Genomic DNA, 19,349 nt, shown 5'->3' on the forward strand with positions numbered 1-19,349 from the left:
GCGAGCGCCACCCGCGCACGAAGAGCCCCCGGCGCCCGGCGGCGGTGATGCCGTAAGACTTTCGTCAGGTGGGGGCCATCGCCATGGGCGGGGCCGGTCGGGTTGGATGGGTGGTCCGGAGCCGGTGTGCCTGGTCGGCCGACGTAGCGGAGGAGCAGCAATGGGACGGGTGCGGGGAACGCTGACGCGGCCGATGGTCGCGGGGGCCCTGGTGGTGGCCGTGGCGCTGGTGGGCGTGGGGCTCTACTGGTTCAAGCCGTGGACGCTCTGGCAGGACGACACGGTTCAGGAAGCCCTGCCCGACGTGGCGGCTGCGGAACCGGCTGACACCTCCGCGGGCCCGTCGGCGAAGCCGCAGAAGACTCCCAGCCCCGAACAGGCCGCGCCGGTGACCGTGGCCTCCGGCGATCTGATCAGCCATGAGCACACCACCTCCGGCACGGTGCGGCTGCTCCGGCTCGCCGACGGCTGGCACATCGTGAGGCTGGAGGACCTCGACACCAGCAACGGCCCCGATCTCCGGGTGTGGCTGACCGACGCGCCGGTGAAGGAGGGGCGGGCAGGCTGGTTCGTCTTCGACGACGGGCGCCATGAGAGCCTCGGCAAGCTGAAGGGAAACAAGGGCTCCCACAACTACCGGCTGCCCGCCGGTCTCGACCCGGCAGACTTCACCAGCGTCAGCATCTGGTGCGACCGGTTCAGCGTCTCCTTCGGCGCTGCCGAACTGGCCCGCGTCTGACGGCCGACGCGCGGGAGGTCTCCGGCCGCCGCACCCTCACTGCCGTACGAACCGCTCCCCGGCGTCCCGCAGCCGCTCGTGCAGCCGGCCGAACACCTCCGCCGACCAGGTGCCCGGCCAGTCCGCCGGCAGCAGCTCCGCCGGCAGACCCGGGTCCGCGTACGGCAGTCGCCGCCAGGAGTCGAGCGCCAGCAGATAGTCACGGTAGGCGGTCTGCGGGCGGGGCGCGCCGTCGGCCCCGGACGCCTCCCAGTCGCGCAGCACCGGCTCGTGCAGCTCCAGGAAGTCGTGGTGCAGGCGCGCCACCGTGTCCAGGTCCCACCAGCGGGCGACCGCCTCGCGGGTGGCGGCGAAACCGAGGTGCTCGCCCCGGAACAGGTCGACGTACGGGGCGAGTTCGAGCCGTTCCAGGGTGTGCCGCGTCTCCTCGTACAGTCCGGCCGGCGCGATCCACACCCCGGGCGCGGCCGTGCCGAAGCCCAGCCGGGCCAGCCGGGAGCGCAGCACGTGGCGCTTGCTGCGCTCCGCCTCGGGAACGGAGAACACCGCGAGCACCCAGCCGTCGGCGAGGCGGGGCGCGGGGTGCCGGTAGATCCGCCGGTCCCCGTCGTCCAGCAGCTGCCGGGCGTCCGGGGAGAGCGCGTACCCCGCCGAGCCGTCCGCCGCCCGGGCGGCCACCAGCAGCCCGCGCCGTTTCAGCCGCGAGACGCACGAGCGTACGGAGGGGGCGTCGACGCCCACGGCGTGCAGCAGACGGATCAGCTCCGACACCGCGAACGGCGCACCGTCCGCCGGACGGCCATAGGCGCCGTAGAGCGTGATGATCAGGGAGCGGGGGGTGCGCAACTCGGCCACGTGATCACTTTAGGCTCTGTCCTCCCGGAGGTCTTCCCGGAGCAGGAACCGCTGGAGCTTGCCGGTCGCGGTGCGCGGCAGGGACTCCTCGAACACGAAGACGCGCGGGCATTTGTGCGGAGCCAGATTCGCCTTCATATGGGCGCGCAGCGAGTCCGCCGTCTGCACCGAGCCCTCGGTCAGCACCACGTGCGCCACCACGATCTCGCCGCGCAGTTCGTCCACCCGGCCCACGACGGCCGCCTCCGCGACCTCCGGATGGCGCAGCAGGGCGTCCTCCACCTCGGGGCCCGCGATGTTGTACCCGGAGGAGATGATCATGTCGTCGGCGCGGGCCACGTAACGGAAGTAGCCGTCCGGTTCGCGGACGAAGGTGTCTCCGGTCAGATTCCAGCCGTGCCGGACGTACTCCGTCTGCCGCGGGTCGGCGAGATAGCGGCAGCCGACCGGGCCGCGCACCGCGAGGAGCCCCGGTTCGCCGGCGGGCAGCTCCTCCCCCTGCTCGTCCACCACCCGGGCCTGCCAGCCCGGCACGGGCACCCCCGTCATGCCCGGCCGGATCGCGTCGTCGGCGGCCGAGATGAAGATGTGCAGCAGCTCCGTGGCCCCGATGCCGTTGATGATGCGCAGCCCCGTGGCCTCGTACCAGGCCCGCCAGGTCGCCTCCGGCAAGTTCTCCCCGGCCGACACACAGCGCCGCAGCGCCGACAGGTCGTGGCCGTTCAACTGGCCGAGCATCGTGCGGTAGGCCGTCGGCGCGGTGAACAGCACCGAGACCCGGTGCCGGGCCAGCGCGGGCAGCAGATGCTGCGGGCCCGCCTGTTCCAGCAGCAGCGTCGAGGCCCCGGCCCGCAGCGGGAAGACCAGCAGCCCGCCCAGGCCGAACGTGAAGCCCAGCGGCGGGCTGCCCGCGAACACGTCGTCGGCCGAGGGGCGCAGCACGTGCTGGGAGAAGGTGTCGGCGATGGCCAGGAGATCCCGGTGCAGATGCATACAGCCCTTGGGGCGCCCGGTGGTCCCCGAGGTGAACGCGATGAGCGCGACCTCGTCGGCGGCCGTGTCCACCGCCCGGTACGGACCCTTCCTGCCCTCCGCCAGCCGGGTGAGGTCGTCGGGCCCGTCCCCGCCGAACAGGGTGATCCGCAGCCCGTCCACGTCCGCCGCCGCCAGATCCTCCACGGACCGGGCGTCGCACAGCGCGTGGCCGATACGCGCCAGCGAGCAGATGGTGGCCAGCTCCGCGGCGCGCGCCTGCGCCAGTACGGTGACGGCGACCGCGCCCGCCTTCATGACGGCCAGCCAGCAGGCGGCCAGCCAGGGCGTGGTCGGCCCGCGCAGCAGCACCCGGTTGCCCGGCACCACGCCCAGGTCGTCCGTCAGCACCTGCGCGATGCGGTCCACGGTCTCCCGCAGCTCGCCGTAGCTCCAGACGCCCCCGTCGCCGGAGCGCAGCGCGGGACGGTCGGCGCCGTACTCCTCGACGGTGCGGTCCAGCAGCTCGTGTCCGCAGTTCAGCCGGTCGGGGTAACGCGGCGCGGGATCGTCCAGGAGAAGCTCCGGCCACTGCTCCGGCGGTGGGAGATGGTCGCGCGCGAAGGTGTCGGTATGGGCGCCGGCGGCGCGCCCGGCCGGCTCGTGAGGCGCGCCGGGGACGCGTACGGACGCGTCGGCGGCGGCTGTGGGCGTGTTCGGCGAGGAATTCGGCTCCATGAAGGATCGCCCCCTTGTCGCCTCTGGAGCGTATCGTTTGGGTGACGGTAGTCAACGGTCCGCGATAAGCCAGGGCGTGCGATATGACGCGACGAGATGCCACCCGACGCGACGGGGCACGCGACACGACGCGACAAGAGAGGCGCCGCCATGACGGCATTCTCCCTCGAACCGCAACAGACCGCCTGGTGCGAGGAGCTCCGTACGCTCGCCGTGCGAAAGCTGCGCCCGCTGGCGGAGAAGGGGGAGCCCGGGCGGGTCAACCGCCCCCTGCTGGCCGCACTCGGCGAGCTGGGCCTCCTCGGCCGGATGCTCGGATCCGGTGCGCTGGACCTGTGCCTGCTGCGGGAGTCGCTGGCCCGGGGCTGCACCGAGGCCGAGACCGCGCTCGCCCTCCAGGGCCTCGGCGCCACTCCGATCGTCCAGGCGGGCACCTCCGCCCACCACGAACGCTGGCTCCCCGAGGTCCGGGCCGGGCGGGCCGTCGCCGCGTTCGCGCTGAGCGAGCCGGGGGCGGGCTCCGACGCGGCGGCCCTGAGCCTGGCCGCCGAGCACACCGCCGTCGGCTGGCGGCTCACCGGCGAGAAGTGCTGGATCTCCAACGCCCCCGAGGCCGACTTCGCCGTGGTCTTCGCCCGCACCACCCCCGGCGCGGGCTCCCGGGGCATCACCGCCTTCCTCGTCCCGTCCGACCGCCCCGGACTCACCGGCTCCGCCCTCGACATGCTCTCCCCGCACCCCATCGGCACCCTGGAGTTCGACGGTGTACCGGTCACCGCCGACGACGTGCTCGGCGAACCCGACCGTGGCTTCCGGGTCGCCATGAACACCCTCAACCTCTTCCGCCCCAGCGTCGGGGCCTTCGCCGTCGGGATGGCCCGCGCCGCCCTCGACGCGACCCTGGACCACACCGCCCACCGCACCGCGTTCGGCGGCCCGCTGAGCGACCTCCAGGCCGTCTCCCACCAGGTCGCCGAGATGGCCACCCGCACCGAGGCCGCCCGCCTGCTGGTCCACGCGGCGGCAGCGGCGTACGACGCGGGGGAGAGCGGGGTGCCGCGCCGCGCGGCGATGGCCAAGCTGTACGCCACCGAGACCGCGCAGTACGTCGTCGACACCGCCGTCCAGCTCCACGGCGCCCGCGCCCTGCGCCGGGGTCATCTGCTCGAACACCTCTACCGGGAGGTCCGCGCGCCGCGCATCTACGAGGGCGCGAGCGAGGTGCAGCGCACCATCATCGCCAAGGAGCTGTACGCGAACGCCGCCCAGGATCCCGCCACCTCCTCCGCTCGGTCCGCCTCCGCGCAGCCGTCCGAGCCCACGACCCAGGAGCCGCCCGCATGAGCCCGTCCCACCGGATCAACCCGGCCGAACTCTCCCCGCCCACCGGCTTCAGCCACGCGGTCGTCGCCACCGGCGGCCACCTGGTCTTCCTCGCCGGACAGACCGCCCTCGACCCGGCGGGCAAGGTCGTCGGGGCCACGCTGCCCGAGCAGTTCGCGCTCGCACTCGGCAATCTGCTCACCGCTCTCCACGCGGCCGGTGGCGCCCCCGCGGACCTCGCCCGGGTCACCGTCTACGCCACCGACGTCGACGACTACCGCTCCCACTCCGCCGAACTGGGCCGGATCTGGCGCAGACTGGCGGGGCGCGACTACCCGGCGATGGCCGTCATCGGCGTCGCCAGGCTCTGGGACGAGCAGGCGATGGTCGAGATCGACGGGGTCGCGGTCCTCCCGTGAGGGCCCGGCCCCCGAGTAGCGGCGGCGGGGTACCGGGGCGAGGCTGGAGGGGTCCGGATACCGAGCCGACCCGGGAGAGTCAGCGGTGACCAGCCAGCCGCCTCCGCGCCCCGCCGCCAAGTCCTACGACGGCGAGGGCATCGTCGTCGGCTTCGACGCGCACCGCTGCCTGCACGCCGCCGAGTGCGTGCGCGGGCTCCCCACCGTCTTCGACGTCGACCGCCGCCCGTGGGTCCAGCCCGACAACGCCCCCGCCGACGAGGTCGCCGAGGTCATCCACCGCTGCCCGAGCGGCGCCCTCCAGTACCACCGCACCGACGGCATGCCCGACGAGGTCCCCGACGTTCCCACCCATGTGTCGCTCCATGCCGACGGCGTGCTCCACGTGCGCGGTGACCTCGACGTCGCCACCCCGTACGGCCCCCGCCACGAGACCCGGGTGATGCTCTGCGGCTGCGGCGCCACCGCCAACACGCCGTACTGCGACCACAGCGGACGCTGCGCCGGACACGGCTGAGACCCAAGGCCGGGCCCCGGGCCCCCGAACCTCGAACACAGCGGACCGGGGGGCGCGCGGCGCGCCGGACGGGTGAATCGCTCCGAGGGATATATCTGTATTTGGTGCCCTTTACTCCGGACGCCCCGCCGCCCGACCCGGACACCCGGCTGTGATCGCGCTCATCGTCGCCCACTTCGCGCTGGCGGCCTGCGCGGGTCCGCTGGTGCACCGGCTCGGCCGACGGGGTTTCGTCGTGCTGGCGCTGCCCCCGGTGGCCGCCACCGTCTGGGCCCTCACCCGCTGGAACACCGCCGCGTCCGGCGGCGCGGACACCTGGACCTGGGAGTGGATCCCGGACTACGGCGTCACCCTCGACCTGCGGCTGGACGCGCTCGCCGAACTGATGGTGCTGCTCGCCGCCGGGATCGGCGCGCTCGTCCTGCTCTACTGCGCCTCCTACTTCACCGACGACACCCCGCAACTGGGCCGGTTCGCCGGGAACCTCCTCGCCTTCGCGGGCGCGATGCTCGCCCTCGTCCTCGCCGACGACCTGATCACGCTCTATGTGTTCTGGGAGCTGACCACGGTCTTCTCCTATCTGCTGATCGGCCACAGCAGCGAACACCGGCACAGCCGCCGCTCCGCCCTCCAGGCCCTGGTGGTCACCACCTTCGGCGGTCTCGCCATGCTCGTCGGCTTCCTGATCCTCGGTCAGGCCGCGGGCACCTACCGGATCTCCGCGATCGTCGCCGATCCCCCCGGGACGACCCTCGCCGTGTCGGTCGCCGTGGTCCTCGTGCTGTGCGGGGCCCTCTCCAAGTCCGCGATCTGGCCGTTCTCCATGTGGCTGCCGAACGCCATGGCCGCGCCGACCCCCGTCAGCGCCTATCTGCACGCCGCCGCGATGGTCAAGGCCGGTGTCTACCTGGTCGCCCGGCTCGCCCCGGCCTTCGCCGACGTCCCCGTCTGGAAACCCGTCGTCCTCGTCCTCGGCGGCGCGACCATGCTGCTCGGCGGCTGGCGGGCGCTGCGCCTCAACGACCTCAAGCTGGTCCTCGCCTACGGGACCGTCAGCCAGCTCGGCTTCCTCACCCTGCTTGCCGGGACCGGCAACCGCGACGCCGCGCTCGCCGCCGTCGCGATGATCCTCGCCCACGCCCTCTTCAAGGCCCCGCTGTTCCTCGTCACCGGCATCGTCGACCACGCCGCCGGCACGCGTGACCTGCGGAAGCTCTCCGGGGTCGGTCGTTCGCTGCCGTACGTCGCCGCGGTCGCCGTACTCGCCGCCGCCTCCATGGCCGCCCTGCCGCCCTTGCTCGGCTTCGCCGCGAAGGAGGCCGCGATCGAGGCGCTGCTCCACGGGTCGGCCGCCGAGCGGTGGGCGCTGGCCGTCGTCGTCGCGGGCTCCGCGCTGACCACCGCGTACACCCTGCGGTTCGTCTGGGGCGCCTTCGCCCGCAAGCGCGGAGTCCCCGACACCCCCGTCCACTCCGTCGGCCGGGCCTTCCTCGCCCCGCCCGCCCTGCTCGCCGTACTCGGCCTGGTCCTCGGGCCCGGCGTGGGGTGGACGGACCGGCTGCTGGGCGCCTACGCCGACACGTTCCCGGCCGAGCCGGACCCGTACCACCTTGCCCTCTGGCACGGATTCGGCCTCGCCCTGCTGCTGTCGGCCGCCGCCTGGGCGGCGGGCACCGTGCTCTTCCTCGGCCGCACCAGGGTCACCCGGCTCTCCCGGCGGATCGCCTGGCCCACCGCCGACAGCGTCTTCGGGCATCTGCTCCTCGGGCAGGAACGTCTCGCCCTCCAGGTCACCGGCTTCATCCAGCGCGGTTCCCTCTCCGTGTACCTCGCCACCACCCTGCTCGTCATGCTCGGCGGACAGCTCGCCGTCCTCATGGTCGACACCCCCTGGGACGGTGCCGTACGGCCCCGGGTCTGGGACAACCCGCTCCAGGGCGCCGTGGCCGCCCTGACCTGCGCCGCCGCCCTGCTCTGCCTGACGGTCCGGCGGCGCATGAAGGGCGTCGTCCTGGCCGGACTCACCGGTTACGGCACGGCGCTGCTCTTCGTCGTCCAGGGCGCGCCCGACCTGGCTCTCACCCAGTTCTGTATGGAGACCGTCGCGATGATCGTCTTCGTGCTGGTGCTGCGCCGGATGCCCGTCCACTTCCAGGAGACCGTGAGTATCTGGCGGCGGGCCATCCGCATCCCCGTGGCGCTCGCGGCGGCCGCCACCGTCGGCGTCGGGATGTGGGTCGCCGCCGCCGCGCGCACCGCCGAACCGGCCGGCACCGCCATGGTCCAGGAAGTCGCCGACCACGGGCTCAAGGACGTCGTCGCGACCATCCTCGTCGACCTGCGCGCCTGGGACACGATGGGGGAGTCCGCCGTGCTCGCCGCCGCCGCGGTCGGCGTCACCAGCCTCATCTACCTGCACCGCCGCAGCGAGGGTTCCATGGCCCAGGAGGAGTTGCGGGGCCGTACCGCCTGGTCCCTGACCGCCCACCACTCCTCCCGGCTGCCGCAGGGCGACGACGCGGCCCCCGAACGCAGCTGGCTCGCCGCCGGGGCCACCCTCGCCCCCGAACACCGCTCGATCGTCTTCGAGGTCGTGGCCCGGCTGCTGTTCCACCCGATCCTGGTGCTCTCGGTCTATCTCCTGTTCTGCGCCGAGTCCCTGCCCGGCGGCGGCTTCGTCGCCGGGCTCGTCGCCGGGGTCGCCCTGATCACCCGCTACCTGGCGGGCGGCCGCTTCGAACTCGCCGAGGCGGCCCCCCTCCAGCCCGGCCTCTTCACCGGCCTCGGACTCTTCATCTCCACCGGGGTTGCCCTCCTCGGACTCGGCGAGGGCACCGTCCTGCACGCCTTCACGTACTACGGACACCTGCCGGTCTTCGGCACGTACCACCTGAGCACGTCGGTCCTCTTCGACTTCGGCGTCTACCTGCTGGTCCTCGGCGTCGTCCTGGACATCGTGCGGGCCCTCGGCGCCAAAGTCGACCGGCAGATCGAACGGGCCGCGGGCGTCCTCACCCCCGACGGCGGACCCGAGGCGGGAGGGCCCCTCCGGTGATCGTCAGCGCCTCGCTCATCGCCACCGCCGTCGTCCTCTGCGCCGTCGGCGGCATCCTCATGCTCACCCGTCCGCTCACCCGCATCCTGCTCGGCGCCGTCATCCTCAGCAACGGCATCAATCTGCTGGTGCTCTCCTCGACCGGCCGGGCGGGAGCCGCACCCCTGCTGTACGGGGTGCCGCTGAGTCGGGTCACCGACCCGCTGCCCCAGGCCATCGCGCTGACCGCCATCGTCATCACCCTGGCCACCACCGCGTTCCTGCTGGCCATGGCCTACCGCAGCCACCAGATCACCGGCACCGACGAGGTCCACGACGACCTGGAGGACCGGCGCATCGTGCTGCGCGCCGAAGTGCTCTCCGAGCGAGCCCAGCTGCGCGAGGAGTTCCGCTCGGGCGCCGAGCCCACCGCCGAGGAGCGCGAACGCTACCGGGAGGAGCGCCGCCGGCTCCGCGACCGGCTCCGCGCCGACCGGGCCCGGCAGGCCCGGGGGCGCGACGCCTCCGGCAACCTCTGGAACGACGTGCTGGGCGCCGACCCGGAGGACTACGCCCGCGACGGCGACGCCAAGGCGGACGACCGCTACCCCCGTGACCCAGGAGCCGACGGATGAACGCGCTCGTCCCCCTGCCGGTGCTGCTGCCGCTGTGCGCCACCGGACTCAGCCTCGCCTTCGGCACCCGGCTGGGGCGCTTCCAGCGCTTCATCAGCGTCGCCGTGCTCACCGCCGTCACCGCGCTCTCGGCGATCCTCATGGTCGCCGCCGACCGGCAGGGCCCGCTCTCCGTCCACCTCGGCGACTTCGCCCCGCCGCTCGGCATCACCCTGGTCGCCGACCGGCTTTCCGGGCTGATGCTCACGGTCTCCTCGGCGATCACCCTCTGTGTGCTCGTCTACTCCCTCGGCCAGGGCATGACCGACCGGGACAAGGAGACCCCGCTCGCCGTCTTCCACCCCGCCTACCTGATCCTCGTCGCCGGGGTCTCCTGCACCTTCCTCGCCGGCGACCTCGTCAACCTCTTCGTCGGGTTCGAGATCATGCTCGTCGCCAGCTTCGTCCTGCTCACCCTCGGCGGCACCGGACCGCGGATGCGGGCCGGCTCCACCTACGTGATCATCTCGTTGTTCTCCTCGATGCTCTTCCTCACCGCCATCGCCATGACGTACGCGGCCACCGGCACCGCGAACTTCGCTCAGCTCGCCGTGCGGCTGGCCGAACTCCCCATCGGCGTGAGGACCCTGATCCAGGCGCTGCTGCTCACCGTCTTCGCCATCAAGGCCGCCGTCTTCCCGCTCGCCGCCTGGCTCCCCGACTCCTACCCCACCGCCCCCGCCCCCGTGACCGCCGTCTTCGCCGGACTCCTCACCAAGGTCGGCGTCTACTGCATGCTGCGCACCGAGAGCCTGTTCTTCCCCGGCAACCGCCTGGGGGACCTCCTGATGGCCGTCGCCCTGGCCTCCATGGTCATCGGGATCCTCGGAGCGGTCGCCCAGACCGACCTCAAGCGACTGCTCTCCTTCACCCTGATCAGCCACATCGGCTACATGGTCTTCGGGATCGGCCTCGCCACCCGCGAGGCGTACGGCGGGGCCATCGTGTACGTCGCCCACCACATCACCGTCCAGACGACGCTCTTCCTCGTCGCCGGGCTCATCGAACGTCGCGGCGGCACCACGGAGCTGACCCGGCTCGGCGGTATGGCCAGGGCCGCGCCCATGCTCGCCGCCCTGTTCTTCGTCCCCGCCATGAACCTCGCCGGGATCCCCCCGCTCTCCGGCTTCATCGGCAAGCTCGGCCTGATGCGCGCGGGCGTCGCCGACGGCGGCGGCTGGGCCTGGGTCCTGGTCGCCGGCTCGGCCGCCACCAGCCTGCTCACGCTGTACGTCGTCGCCAAGGTCTGGAACCTCGCCTTCTGGCGCGCCGCCCCGCCCGGCCAGGCCGCCACCGGCACCGTCCTGGAGTCCGGCGACGACAGCGACGACGACACCGACGCAGGCCCCGACCGCATCCCGGGCACCGGCGACGAGGGCATCGGGACCACGCCCCCGCCCGCCGGGCAGGCCGTCGTCGCGACCCTGCACGAACGGGCCGTCACCACCACCAGCCGACTGCCCCACCCCATGATCGCTGCCACCGCCGCCACCATCGCGATCGGCCTCGCCTTCACCGTGTTCGCCGACCCGCTCACCGCCTTCACCGACCGCACCGCTGTCGAACTCCTTCAGCGGACCCCCTACATCCAGGAGGTGCTGGGCCGGTGAAACGCCTTCTGGGCCTCTCCTTCCGCAACGCCGATCTGTCGCCCCTGAGCTTCGAGTTCGGCACCCGCCGACGACGGGTGCTCGACCTGCCGCTGATCGTCTGGCTCACCCTCATCTGGGTGCTGCTCTGGTCCACCCTCACCTGGGCCAACGTCCTGACCGGTCTGGTCGTCTCGGTCGCCGTCTGCCTGGCCTTCCCGCTGCCCCGGGTCGACCTCGGACTGCGGCTCCGCCCCTGGGGCATCGTGTGCCTGGCGGGCTATCTCTTCCACGACATGTACACCTCGGGAGTGAAGGTCACCCGGCAGACCTTCTTCGGCCTGCCGCACCGGGCCGCCGTCATCGGCGTTCCCCTGCGCTGCCGCAGCGACCTGATGCTCGCCGCCACCGCCGTCGCCGTCTCCAACGTCCCCGGCGGCTCCGTCATCGAGGTGCGCCGGGCGACGGCCACCGTCTTTCTGCACGTCCTGGACGCCGACCGGCCCGAGGAGCTCGAAGCCGCCCGCCGCAAGGTGTGGCGGATGGAGGAGCTGACCGTACGGGCCTTCGGCACCCGTGACGAGATCGCCCGGGTCGCCGAACCCCCGCCACCGCCCCAGCTCGCCGCCGGGAGGCCCGCACCGTGACCGCACCCGAACGCGTCGACCAGGCCCTGCTGATCTGCGCCGTCGCCCTCGTCCTCATCGCCGGGGGACTGCTGCTGGCCCGGATCTGGCGCGGCCCCTCCATGCTGGACCGGGCGATCTCACTGGACGTCTGTGCCGCCCTGATCATCGCGGGCCTCGGTGCCAAGTCCGCCTTCGCCCGGGACCCCTTCTACTTCCCGATCATGCTGGTGCTGGCGTTCCTCGGCTTCACCGGCTCGGTGGGCATCGCCCGCTTCATCGCCGTACGCGACCGGCCCCGCGACCCGGCCGGCTCCCCTCCGCACTCCGACGACCCCCAGGAGGGCTCGCGGTGAACGTCTGGCTCCAGATCGTCGACACGGCCGGCGCCGTCCTGCTCCTGATCGGCGCCGCGACCTGTCTGCTCGGGGTGATCGGCATGCTCCGGCTGCCCGACGTCCTCTCCCGCAGCCACGCCGCCACCAAACCGCAGACCCTCGGCATCATCCTGGTGCTGGCCGGGGTCGCGCTGCGGCTGCGCGGCGGCATGGAACTGGCCACCCTCGCCCTCATCGCCTTCTTCCAGATGCTCACCGGACCGGTCGCCTCGCACCTGGTGGCCCGCTCCGCGTACCGCACCGGCCAGGTGGACCACAGCGAACTGCTCTTCGACGAGCTCGACGAGCAGCTCACCGACGGCAAGTAGGCGCGTACTCCCACCTCGTCGCGGCCAAACACCCCACGGCCCCGGGCCCGCGTGCCATGATGCGGGCACTGCCGGACGCTGGGGGGCGTAGTGGGAAGCACGGGCACCGTGCTGCGCGAATTGCGCGGCGCACAGAAGAGCGCCAAGGGCGTCTCGCTCTACTCGCGGTACGTGAACCGGCCCGCCGGCCGCGTGCTCGCGGCCATGGCCTACCGGACCGGGCTGACGCCCAATCAAGTGACGTTGGTCAGCGCGTTGTTCACCTATTCCGCGCTGGTGGCCGTCGCGCTCGTCGAACCGTCCTGGACGCTCGCCGTCCTGGTCTACGCGGCCCTCGCGATCGGGTTCGCCTTCGACTCCGCCGACGGGCAGCTCGCCCGGCTCACCGGCCGGGGCGGGCCCGACGGGGAGTGGCTGGACCATGTCGTGGACTGCGGAAAGCTGCTGCTCGTCCACACCGCGGTCCTGATCTCCTTCTACCGCTTCGGCGAACTTCCGTCGGAAGCGTGGCTGTTGCTGCCGCTCGGCTTCCAGCTGGCCGCCGTGGTCACCTTCTGTGCGGGGCTGCTGCGCGAACACCTCGGGAAGGCCGCGGCGAGTGCGCGGGGGCCGTCCTGGGCGGCGACCCGGGCTGTGCCCGTTTCCCGGGTGTGGGCCGTGGCCCTGTTGCCCGCCGACTACGGGGTGTTCTGTCTGGTGTTCCTGCTGCTCGGCGCACCCGGGGCCTTCCGCGCCGGGTACGCCGTGCTCGCGGTCGTGCACACGCTGTTCCTGGCGGCCTTCCTCGCCAAGTGGTTCAGGGAGCTGAAAGCGCTCCGGGCCGGTTGACGAGGACGTCCAGCGCCCGGCGCAACTGGGTGCTGGACGTATGCACGGTGTACGGGAAGTAGACGACCTCCACGCCCACCTCGGCGAAGTCGCGCTCCAGCTTCAGTCCCTTCTCCGTGCCCCGCCAGTCGTCGCCCTTGAAGATCACGTCGAACCGGACCTGCTGCCAGGTCTCGACCTTGTCCGGCACGGTCTCCACGAACGCGGCGTCCACGAAACGGACGCTGCGGACGATCTCCAGTCGTTCGCGGAGCGGGATCATCGGCGTATGGCCCTTGGCGAGCGCCGCCATCTCGTCCGACACGACCCCCGCGACCAGGTAGTCGCACTGACTGCGGGCATGACGCAGGATGTTGAGGTGCCCGACGTGGAACAGGTCGTACACCCCGGGTGCGTAACCCACCCTGTGCTGCACCATCCGTATCTCTCCCCCCACGGTGAACGTGATCCGGTGATGTTCCAACGACCTTACTGTGAAGAACACTTGTGCAAGCCGTGAACGGATAAGCTCGACGGGGGCTGTTCCTCGCCGGGAACAGCGGCTGTCGTGGGGGGAAGGCGATCGTCCGATGTCCGATGCTGCAAGGCCCGGCCCGTTCCGGGGCCGCCGACTTCTGCTGGTCTCGACCAACTACGCTCCGGAGCTCACGGGCATAGGCCCGTACGCCACCCAACTGGCCGAGCACTGGGCCGCGTCCGGCGCCCGCGTCCGGGCGCTCACCGGCATGCCGCACTATCCTTCCTGGCGCCTGGAGCAGAGCTACCGGGGTGTGTGGCGGACGGTGGAGATACGCGGCGGCGTCGGCGTGCACCGACGCCGCCACTACATACCGTCCCGTCAGACAGCGCTCAAACGAGCCGCGTTCGAGGCCGGCATCCTCGCCACCGGGCTCATCGCACCGCCGCCCGGCCGCCCCGACGTCGTGGTCTCCCAGATGCCCAGCCTCGCCGGCGGGATCATCGGAGCCCGTCTCGCCCGGCACCACCGCGTGCCCTACCTCCCCGTCGTCCAGGACCTGATGGGCGCCGCCGCGGCGCAGAGCGGCATCCGGGGCGGAGGCAGGGCCGCCGCCGTCGCCGCCGCCGCCGAGAGGTACGCGCTGCGCGGGGCCACCCTCGTCGGCGTCATCCACGAGAGCTTCGTCCCCGGAGTCCGGGCCCTCGGCGTCGACCCCGGCCGCATCCGCCTCGTCCCCAACTGGAGCCATGTGCAGGGCCCCACCGTCGACCGGGCCGCGACCCGGGCCCGGCTCGGCTGGCCCGAGGGCACCCCCGTGCTTCTGCACTCCGGCAACATGGGCCTCAAGCAGGGCCTGGAGGTCCTGGTGGAGGCCGCCCGCCTCGCCCCCGGCGTCCGCGTCGTCCTGATGGGGGACGGCAACCAGCGCGACGCCCTGCGCGCCCGCGCCGAGGGGCTCGCCAACGTGGAGTTCCTGGAGCCCGCGAGGGCCGAGGAGTTCACCGACGTCCTCGCCGCCGCCGACGTCCTCGCGGTGACCCAACGCGCCTCGGTCCTCGACATGAGCGTCCCCTCCAAGCTCACCTCCTACTTCGCCTCCGGCCGGCCCGTGATCGCCTCCGTCGCCGACGAGGGCGGCACCGCCGACGAGGTCCGCCGCTCCGGCGCCGGAGTCCTCGTCGCCCCCGAGGATCCGGCCGCCCTGCTGGAGGCCGTACAGAAACTCGCCGCCGACCCGGCCGCGGCCGACGCCCTCGGGGCCGAGGGCCCCCGGTACGTCGCACAACACCTGAGCCGGGAGGCGGGGCTCGCCCGCTTCGACGACCTGCTCGCCGAGATCCTGCGGGACGGACAGGGCGGTGGTCACCGATGACACCGGTGAACCGGGTCCTGGACGACCACGACGAGCCCGCGCTGCTGCGCGACCAGTTCCGCCAACTCCTGCGCTACCGGGCCCTGCTGGCCGTCGGCGTGGTCGTCGGCCTGCTCGGCGGCGGCTATCTCGCCCTCGGTGGCGAGAAGACGTACACCGCCACCGGCGAGGTCCAGGTCCGGTCCGCCATTGCCGACCCCTTCGCCGCCGGAGCCACCGCGGACAAGGGCATCAACATCGGCTCCGAGCGCCAGACCGCCGCCAGCGACACCGTCGGCACCCTGGCCGCCGGCACCCTCCTCAAGGAGGGCGACGACGTCACCGCCCGCGAACTGCTCCTCGGACTCCAGGTCACCAACCCGCCCAACACCCTCACTCTCCGGTTCTCCTACACGGGCGCCACCCCCGAGCAGTCCCGGGCCCGCGCCGAAGCCCTGGCCCATGCCTATCTGGCCCACCGCAAGGCGCGCACCGAGGACAGCATCGAGAACATGGCGGGCGGCTACCGCGCCCAGCTGAAGCCGCTGGAGGAGAAGCGCGATCTGCTGGAGGAGCAGGTCGGTGCGGGAGCGGCCGACGACGTCACCAGCGCCCGCGCCAACATCATCGTCTCCATCTCCGAGCTGAGCCGGAAGATCTCCGAGCTGAAGGCCCTGGACACCACCCCCGGCTACCTCAACAAGAAGCCGGTCGCCCCGACCTCGCCCACCGGCGCGGGCCTGCCCCTGCTCCTCGGCCTCGGCGGGGTCGTCGGCCTGGCGCTCGGGCTGCTGCTGTCCTGGGTGCGGCTCGTCTTCGACCCCGCCGTCCGCTCCGACCGCGAGCTGGTCCGCTCGCTCGGCGCACCGCTCCTGGGCACCCTGCCCCGGGAGCGCGCCGCCGGGACAGGGCTGCTCGCCATCGGCCGCGGCGGCTCCCGGCTCGCCGAGGAGTACCGCGCGGTCGCCTTCCGGCTCGCCTACGACCCGGCGTTCGCCGAGAGCCGCCGCCTGCTGGTCACCGCCCCGCGCGGGGACAACGCGGAGGCCGCCGCCGCTGCCGCCAACCTCGCCGCCGCCTTCGCCGAGATGGGCCGGGACGTCCTCCTCGTCGAGGCCGACCTGCGCACCCCGACCCTCGCCAAGCAGCTGGGCTCCGCCGCCCACGAGACGCGTTCGCCGCGCTGGGCCGCCGACGAGGGCGACGGCAGCTGGCCCACCGGCAGCCGCTCCGGCGTCGACGTCCCCGGCTCCGGGGCGTTCACCCTGATCCCCGGCACCGTCGTCGACAACGTCCCGCGCGCCCTCACCTCCCCGCCCGTCGGCCGCATCGTCGGCGAGGCCGACAGTCCGGGCACCGTCGTCATCGTGCTCGCCCCGCCCGTCCTCGCGTACGCCGACGCCGTCGCCCTCGTCGACCGGGTCACCGGCGTCATGATCGTGTGCGATCCGCGCGAGGTCCACCGCAGCGACCTGGAGCGCATCCGCGAGATCATCGGCGCGTCCGGCGGCTCCGTCCTCGGCGCCCTGCTCCACCCGTCCCGGCGCAGGCTGCGCCGCGCCGAGCGCCGCCCGAAGTCCGCCCGCCGCCGCTCCGGAGGCTCCGGGCCCACCGCTCCCACTCCGGAGCCGGACACCCCCGAGACCACCGGAGACCCCAGCGAGACCCTCGGCCTGCGCTCCCTGACGCTTCCGGCCCCCCGCCGGTGAGAGCCCGCACCGCCGTCCTCTGCTCGGTCGCGGACCAGGGCGTGGCGGCGCTCACCAACATCCTCGTGCTGGTGGCCGCCGCCCGCCTCTCCACCCTCGCCGACTTCGCCCGCTTCTCAGCGGTCTACCTGGTCTTCACCGTGCTGCTCGGCGTCTCGGGGGCGTACACCGGGCAGCCGCTGGTCCTCAAGCGCGGCGCGGGGGAGGAGACCCGGGGCGCCTGCCGGTCGGCCGTCACCTTCACGGTGCTCGCCGCCGCCGTGCTCGGCGCGCTGCTCGCGGCCGTCTGCGTTCTCGTCCCCGGCGACACGGCCCGCGCCCTGCTGATGCTCGGCCTCGTCCTCCCCGTGGTGCTGGGCCAGGACGCCGTACGGTACGCCTTCGCCACCCTCCAGCAGCCCCATCTCGCCCTGCTGTCCGACCTGGCGCGGCTGGTCTGTGTGCTCGGGGCACTCTCCGTACAGGACTACGGGGCGTCCCCGGCCCGGCTGATCGCCGTCTGGGGCCTGTCCGCGCTGCCCGCGCTTCTGCTCTCCGCCGCCCTCCTCCACCGCGCCACCGCCGGATCCCCGCTGCGGCTGCGCCCCATGCTGCGGCGCGGTCACCTCGGGCAGCGCTTCACCGTCGAGTTCGGCGTCGGCAACGCGACCGGCCAGTTGTCCGTCCTCGGCCTCGGCGCGGTCGGCGACCCCCTCCTGGTCGGCGCGCTGCGCGGGGCGACCACCCTGTTCGGGCCGCTCAACGTGCTGTTCACCTCGGCCACGTCCTTCGGTCCGCCGATCCTCGGCCGCATCGGCGACGAGCGCCGCCGGATCCGGGCCACCGCCGGGCTCGCCGCCGTCCTCGCGGGGACCGCCGCCCTCTGGGCCACCGTGCTCGCCCTGCTGCCGGACACCGCCGGTCGCCAACTCCTCGGCGACACCTGGCCGGTGGCCGCCGACCTGCTCCCGGCGACGGGCAGCCAGTACGCGGCGATGGCGGTCGGCACCTGCGGCCTGCTCGCCCTGCGCATGCTGGACCCGCGCACCACGCTCGCCATCCAGATCGTCTTCTCGCTCACCTCCGTGGCGTTCCTCGCGGGCGGTTACGTCGTCGGGGGCGTCCCGGGCGCCGCCTGGGGGCTGTTCCTGGGCTCGCTCTGCAAGGCCGCCGCCACCTGGATCAGGGTGGCCCGGCTGCGCCGGCGCACCCCTGCCCGAGCCGAGGACGTCAGCGCCGACGCCCTGCCCGCCGCTCCCTGAACGTCACGATCGCGACCAGACACAGCGCGGCGATGGCCAGCTTCCCCGCCGCCTGGAGGAGCGGGCCCCGTAGCAGGATGAAGGTGTATCCGGCGATCAGCGGCGCGGCGATGGCCAGCACGCTTCCCGGGCCGGGCCCCGCCCGGGTGACGGCCAGCGCGTAGCGGCGGTCGGTGCGGGCCGACGCGTAGCCGATCAGCGCCATCCCGCCGACCATGCCGGTCGCGCCGAGGTCGACCCAGAACTCCGTCCACAGCGGGGCCGAGAGGTTGGTCATCCGCAGCCCCATCCACTGCCCGACCCGGACCCCGGTGTCCTCCGGCTTCCCGCTCCACACCGCGCGCGGCACGAAGAACAGCCCGGAGCCCGCCAGTTGACGGCCATAGGTGTGGCCCCGGGTGTCGACCCACGAGATGGTGTTGGCGAACATCACCATCTGGTCGTAGTCCTTGGTCACCAGCGGATCGAAGACCGAGGCCGACTGCACCGACCGCTGGCTCCCCTCCTCGTACCGGAACCTGTCCGCGTACGGGAACACCACCAGCGCCCCCACCACGCCCGCCGTCAGCACCGTCCGGTAGACCGCCGCGCTGCTCGGGAACGCGGCGAACACGAACGCCACCACCACCGTCAGAAACCAGTAACGGGCGTTGGACACCGGGTTGTTGACCAACAGGTTGAGTCCCGCCAGCGCCACCCACACCAGCACCGTCGACGGTCGGCGCCGGGCCCGGTAGGAGGTCGCCAGGCGCCGGGTGTAGAAGAGCAGGGCCAGCAGCGCGGGGACCTGCCCGAAGCCCTTGAGGAACGCCGAGCCCACGTTGGACCCCTCCGTGACCACTCCGCTGGCCGCCACGGTCTCGTTGATCTCCTGCCGACTGGCGAAGAAGACCGCGGGCCCGCCCAGCTTCAGCACGTAGAACGCGCTCGCCGTGAACGCCAGCAGCACCAGCAGCCGCAGCCGCAGCGGATGGGCCACGGCGGACCCGCCGCCGCCCGGCCCCCGCGCGGAGGCGGCCCGGCGGCGCGGCGGGCGCCGGGAGGCCAGCAGCGCCCCCAGGTCGTAGGCGGCACACCCCACCAGAACCATCGCGATGGCTGTCACCAGGTCCTGGCGCGGCCCCACCATCGGCGTCGGCGTCTGTCCGATCACCACCTGGGCGAACGGCGCCACGCCCATCGCGATGTACACGAACATCCAGAAGACGCCCTGGAGCAGCCGCCGCCGGGTGGAGAGGATCATCGTCGCGAGCCGGGCGCCCGCGTAGCAGGTCAGCACCAGCTGGAGCCAGTACGCCGTGTCCCGGACCCCGTTGCCGGGCTGGGCGGCGATCACCGCGGGCAGGAAGCAGACCAGGCCCAGGATGAGCGGTACGGACAGGGCCCGCGAGAGCATCGACCAGGCGATGGGCCGTTCCGGAGGGCCACCGGGAGCCCCGGGCCCCTGCGGGCCCACGGCCGTGGGCACGACCTGCTCCTGCGCCGACGTGTGCACCGACGTCATGCGCCCCCCCGGGATCAGTGAACCGCTGAACACTCTAACGAATCAGCCCACTTGAGGGGGGTCG

Annotated in this window: 18 protein-coding genes; 14 read left to right on the forward strand and 4 right to left on the reverse strand. The window is 73.0% G+C overall.

The window, feature by feature from the left end:
• Nucleotides 1-160 precede the first annotated feature (160 nt).
• Nucleotides 161-739, forward strand: coding sequence for a DM13 domain-containing protein (locus CCZ36_RS28185; protein ID WP_128818827.1), 579 nt, complete (start codon nt 161-163; stop codon nt 737-739).
• A gap of 36 nt (nt 740-775) precedes the next feature.
• On the opposite strand, the gene CCZ36_RS28190 is transcribed toward CCZ36_RS28185, so the two are convergent.
• Both CCZ36_RS28190 and CCZ36_RS28195 read right to left on the reverse strand, forming a co-directional pair.
• Nucleotides 776-1,594, reverse strand: coding sequence for a PaaX family transcriptional regulator (locus tag CCZ36_RS28190; RefSeq protein ID WP_128818828.1), 819 nt, complete (start codon nt 1,592-1,594; stop codon nt 776-778).
• A gap of 9 nt (nt 1,595-1,603) precedes the next feature.
• Complete coding sequence (locus CCZ36_RS28195) at nt 1,604-3,304, reverse strand: AMP-binding protein (RefSeq protein WP_069741358.1); 1,701 nt, start codon at nt 3,302-3,304, stop codon at nt 1,604-1,606.
• A 150-nt stretch (nt 3,305-3,454) separates the two neighbouring features.
• Between CCZ36_RS28195 and CCZ36_RS28200 the strand changes: the two genes are divergently transcribed.
• From CCZ36_RS28200 to CCZ36_RS28245, 10 genes are all read left to right on the forward strand, one after another.
• A complete protein-coding gene (locus CCZ36_RS28200) occupies nt 3,455-4,648 on the forward strand; it encodes an acyl-CoA dehydrogenase family protein (protein WP_128818829.1) in 1,194 nt (397 codons plus the stop codon).
• Complete coding sequence (locus CCZ36_RS28205) at nt 4,645-5,046, forward strand: RidA family protein (protein WP_069736905.1); 402 nt, start codon at nt 4,645-4,647, stop codon at nt 5,044-5,046. Before CCZ36_RS28200 ends, CCZ36_RS28205 begins: the two co-directional genes overlap by 4 nt.
• 85 nt (nt 5,047-5,131) lie before the next feature.
• Nucleotides 5,132-5,563 (forward strand): (4Fe-4S)-binding protein, encoded by a 432-nt coding sequence (locus CCZ36_RS28210; RefSeq protein WP_069736906.1) that lies wholly within the window; start codon nt 5,132-5,134, stop codon nt 5,561-5,563.
• A gap of 151 nt (nt 5,564-5,714) precedes the next feature.
• Nucleotides 5,715-8,618, forward strand: a complete 2,904-nt coding sequence (locus tag CCZ36_RS28215; protein WP_128818830.1) for a Na+/H+ antiporter subunit A — start codon at nt 5,715-5,717, stop codon at nt 8,616-8,618.
• On the forward strand, nt 8,615-9,232 hold the full coding sequence (locus CCZ36_RS28220) for a Na(+)/H(+) antiporter subunit C (RefSeq protein ID WP_069736908.1): 618 nt from the start codon (nt 8,615-8,617) through the stop codon (nt 9,230-9,232). Before CCZ36_RS28215 ends, CCZ36_RS28220 begins: the two co-directional genes overlap by 4 nt.
• Complete coding sequence (locus CCZ36_RS28225) at nt 9,229-10,881, forward strand: Na+/H+ antiporter subunit D (protein WP_069736909.1); 1,653 nt, start codon at nt 9,229-9,231, stop codon at nt 10,879-10,881. Before CCZ36_RS28220 ends, CCZ36_RS28225 begins: the two co-directional genes overlap by 4 nt.
• Complete coding sequence (locus CCZ36_RS28230) at nt 10,878-11,507, forward strand: Na+/H+ antiporter subunit E (RefSeq protein WP_069736910.1); 630 nt, start codon at nt 10,878-10,880, stop codon at nt 11,505-11,507. Before CCZ36_RS28225 ends, CCZ36_RS28230 begins: the two co-directional genes overlap by 4 nt.
• Nucleotides 11,504-11,842, forward strand: a complete 339-nt coding sequence (locus tag CCZ36_RS28235) for a monovalent cation/H+ antiporter complex subunit F (protein ID WP_069741363.1) — start codon at nt 11,504-11,506, stop codon at nt 11,840-11,842. The genes CCZ36_RS28230 and CCZ36_RS28235 overlap by 4 nt, the downstream gene beginning before the upstream one ends.
• Nucleotides 11,839-12,192 (forward strand): monovalent cation/H(+) antiporter subunit G, encoded by a 354-nt coding sequence (gene mnhG, locus CCZ36_RS28240; protein WP_006128274.1) that lies wholly within the window; start codon nt 11,839-11,841, stop codon nt 12,190-12,192. The genes CCZ36_RS28235 and mnhG overlap by 4 nt, the downstream gene beginning before the upstream one ends.
• 90 nt (nt 12,193-12,282) lie before the next feature.
• Entirely contained in the window at nt 12,283-13,020 is a 738-nt protein-coding gene (locus tag CCZ36_RS28245) for a CDP-alcohol phosphatidyltransferase family protein (protein WP_128818831.1), read from the forward strand.
• Here the strand turns inward: CCZ36_RS28245 and CCZ36_RS28250 are convergent.
• Nucleotides 12,989-13,438, reverse strand: a complete 450-nt coding sequence (locus tag CCZ36_RS28250; protein ID WP_006128276.1) for an adenylyltransferase/cytidyltransferase family protein — start codon at nt 13,436-13,438, stop codon at nt 12,989-12,991. The two genes, CCZ36_RS28245 and CCZ36_RS28250, sit on opposite strands and share 32 nt — an antisense overlap.
• A 151-nt stretch (nt 13,439-13,589) precedes the next feature.
• Here CCZ36_RS28250 and CCZ36_RS28255 point away from each other — a divergent pair, with 151 nt between their 5' ends.
• Genes CCZ36_RS28255 through CCZ36_RS28265 form a run of 3 tightly spaced genes read left to right on the forward strand, consistent with a single transcriptional unit; the run spans nt 13,590 to nt 17,781 of the window.
• The gene (locus tag CCZ36_RS28255; RefSeq protein ID WP_128818832.1) at nt 13,590-14,852 is read left to right on the forward strand and encodes a glycosyltransferase; all 1,263 of its coding nucleotides are present in this window, start codon (nt 13,590-13,592) and stop codon (nt 14,850-14,852) included.
• A complete protein-coding gene (locus CCZ36_RS28260) occupies nt 14,849-16,540 on the forward strand; it encodes a lipopolysaccharide biosynthesis protein (RefSeq protein ID WP_128818833.1) in 1,692 nt (563 codons plus the stop codon). Before CCZ36_RS28255 ends, CCZ36_RS28260 begins: the two co-directional genes overlap by 4 nt.
• Entirely contained in the window at nt 16,537-17,781 is a 1,245-nt protein-coding gene (locus tag CCZ36_RS28265; RefSeq protein WP_128818834.1) for a hypothetical protein, read from the forward strand. Before CCZ36_RS28260 ends, CCZ36_RS28265 begins: the two co-directional genes overlap by 4 nt.
• On the opposite strand, the gene CCZ36_RS28270 is transcribed toward CCZ36_RS28265, so the two are convergent.
• Nucleotides 17,750-19,285, reverse strand: coding sequence for a hypothetical protein (locus tag CCZ36_RS28270; RefSeq protein ID WP_069736916.1), 1,536 nt, complete (start codon nt 19,283-19,285; stop codon nt 17,750-17,752). The two genes, CCZ36_RS28265 and CCZ36_RS28270, sit on opposite strands and share 32 nt — an antisense overlap.
• Nucleotides 19,286-19,349: the final 64 nt, after the last annotated feature.

Source organism: Streptomyces sp. S063, from assembly GCF_002832675.1.
Taxonomy (GTDB): Bacteria; Actinomycetota; Actinomycetes; order Streptomycetales; family Streptomycetaceae; genus Streptomyces; species Streptomyces sindenensis.

Bases quoted from the DNA above. Each gene is read 5' to 3' on its own strand.
- CCZ36_RS28185 (WP_128818827.1), top strand. From the start codon at position 161: ATGGGACGGGTGCGGGGAACGCTGACGCGGCCGATGGTCGCGGGGGCC.
- CCZ36_RS28195 (WP_069741358.1), bottom strand. From the start codon at position 3,304: ATGGAGCCGAATTCCTCGCCGAACACGCCCACAGCCGCCGCCGACGCG.
- CCZ36_RS28200 (WP_128818829.1), top strand. From the start codon at position 3,455: ATGACGGCATTCTCCCTCGAACCGCAACAGACCGCCTGGTGCGAGGAG.
- CCZ36_RS28205 (WP_069736905.1), top strand. From the start codon at position 4,645: ATGAGCCCGTCCCACCGGATCAACCCGGCCGAACTCTCCCCGCCCACC.
- CCZ36_RS28225 (WP_069736909.1), top strand. From the start codon at position 9,229: ATGAACGCGCTCGTCCCCCTGCCGGTGCTGCTGCCGCTGTGCGCCACC.
- CCZ36_RS28250 (WP_006128276.1), bottom strand. From the start codon at position 13,438: ATGGTGCAGCACAGGGTGGGTTACGCACCCGGGGTGTACGACCTGTTC.
- CCZ36_RS28255 (WP_128818832.1), top strand. From the start codon at position 13,590: ATGTCCGATGCTGCAAGGCCCGGCCCGTTCCGGGGCCGCCGACTTCTG.
- CCZ36_RS28260 (WP_128818833.1), top strand. From the start codon at position 14,849: ATGACACCGGTGAACCGGGTCCTGGACGACCACGACGAGCCCGCGCTG.
- CCZ36_RS28270 (WP_069736916.1), bottom strand. From the start codon at position 19,285: ATGACGTCGGTGCACACGTCGGCGCAGGAGCAGGTCGTGCCCACGGCC.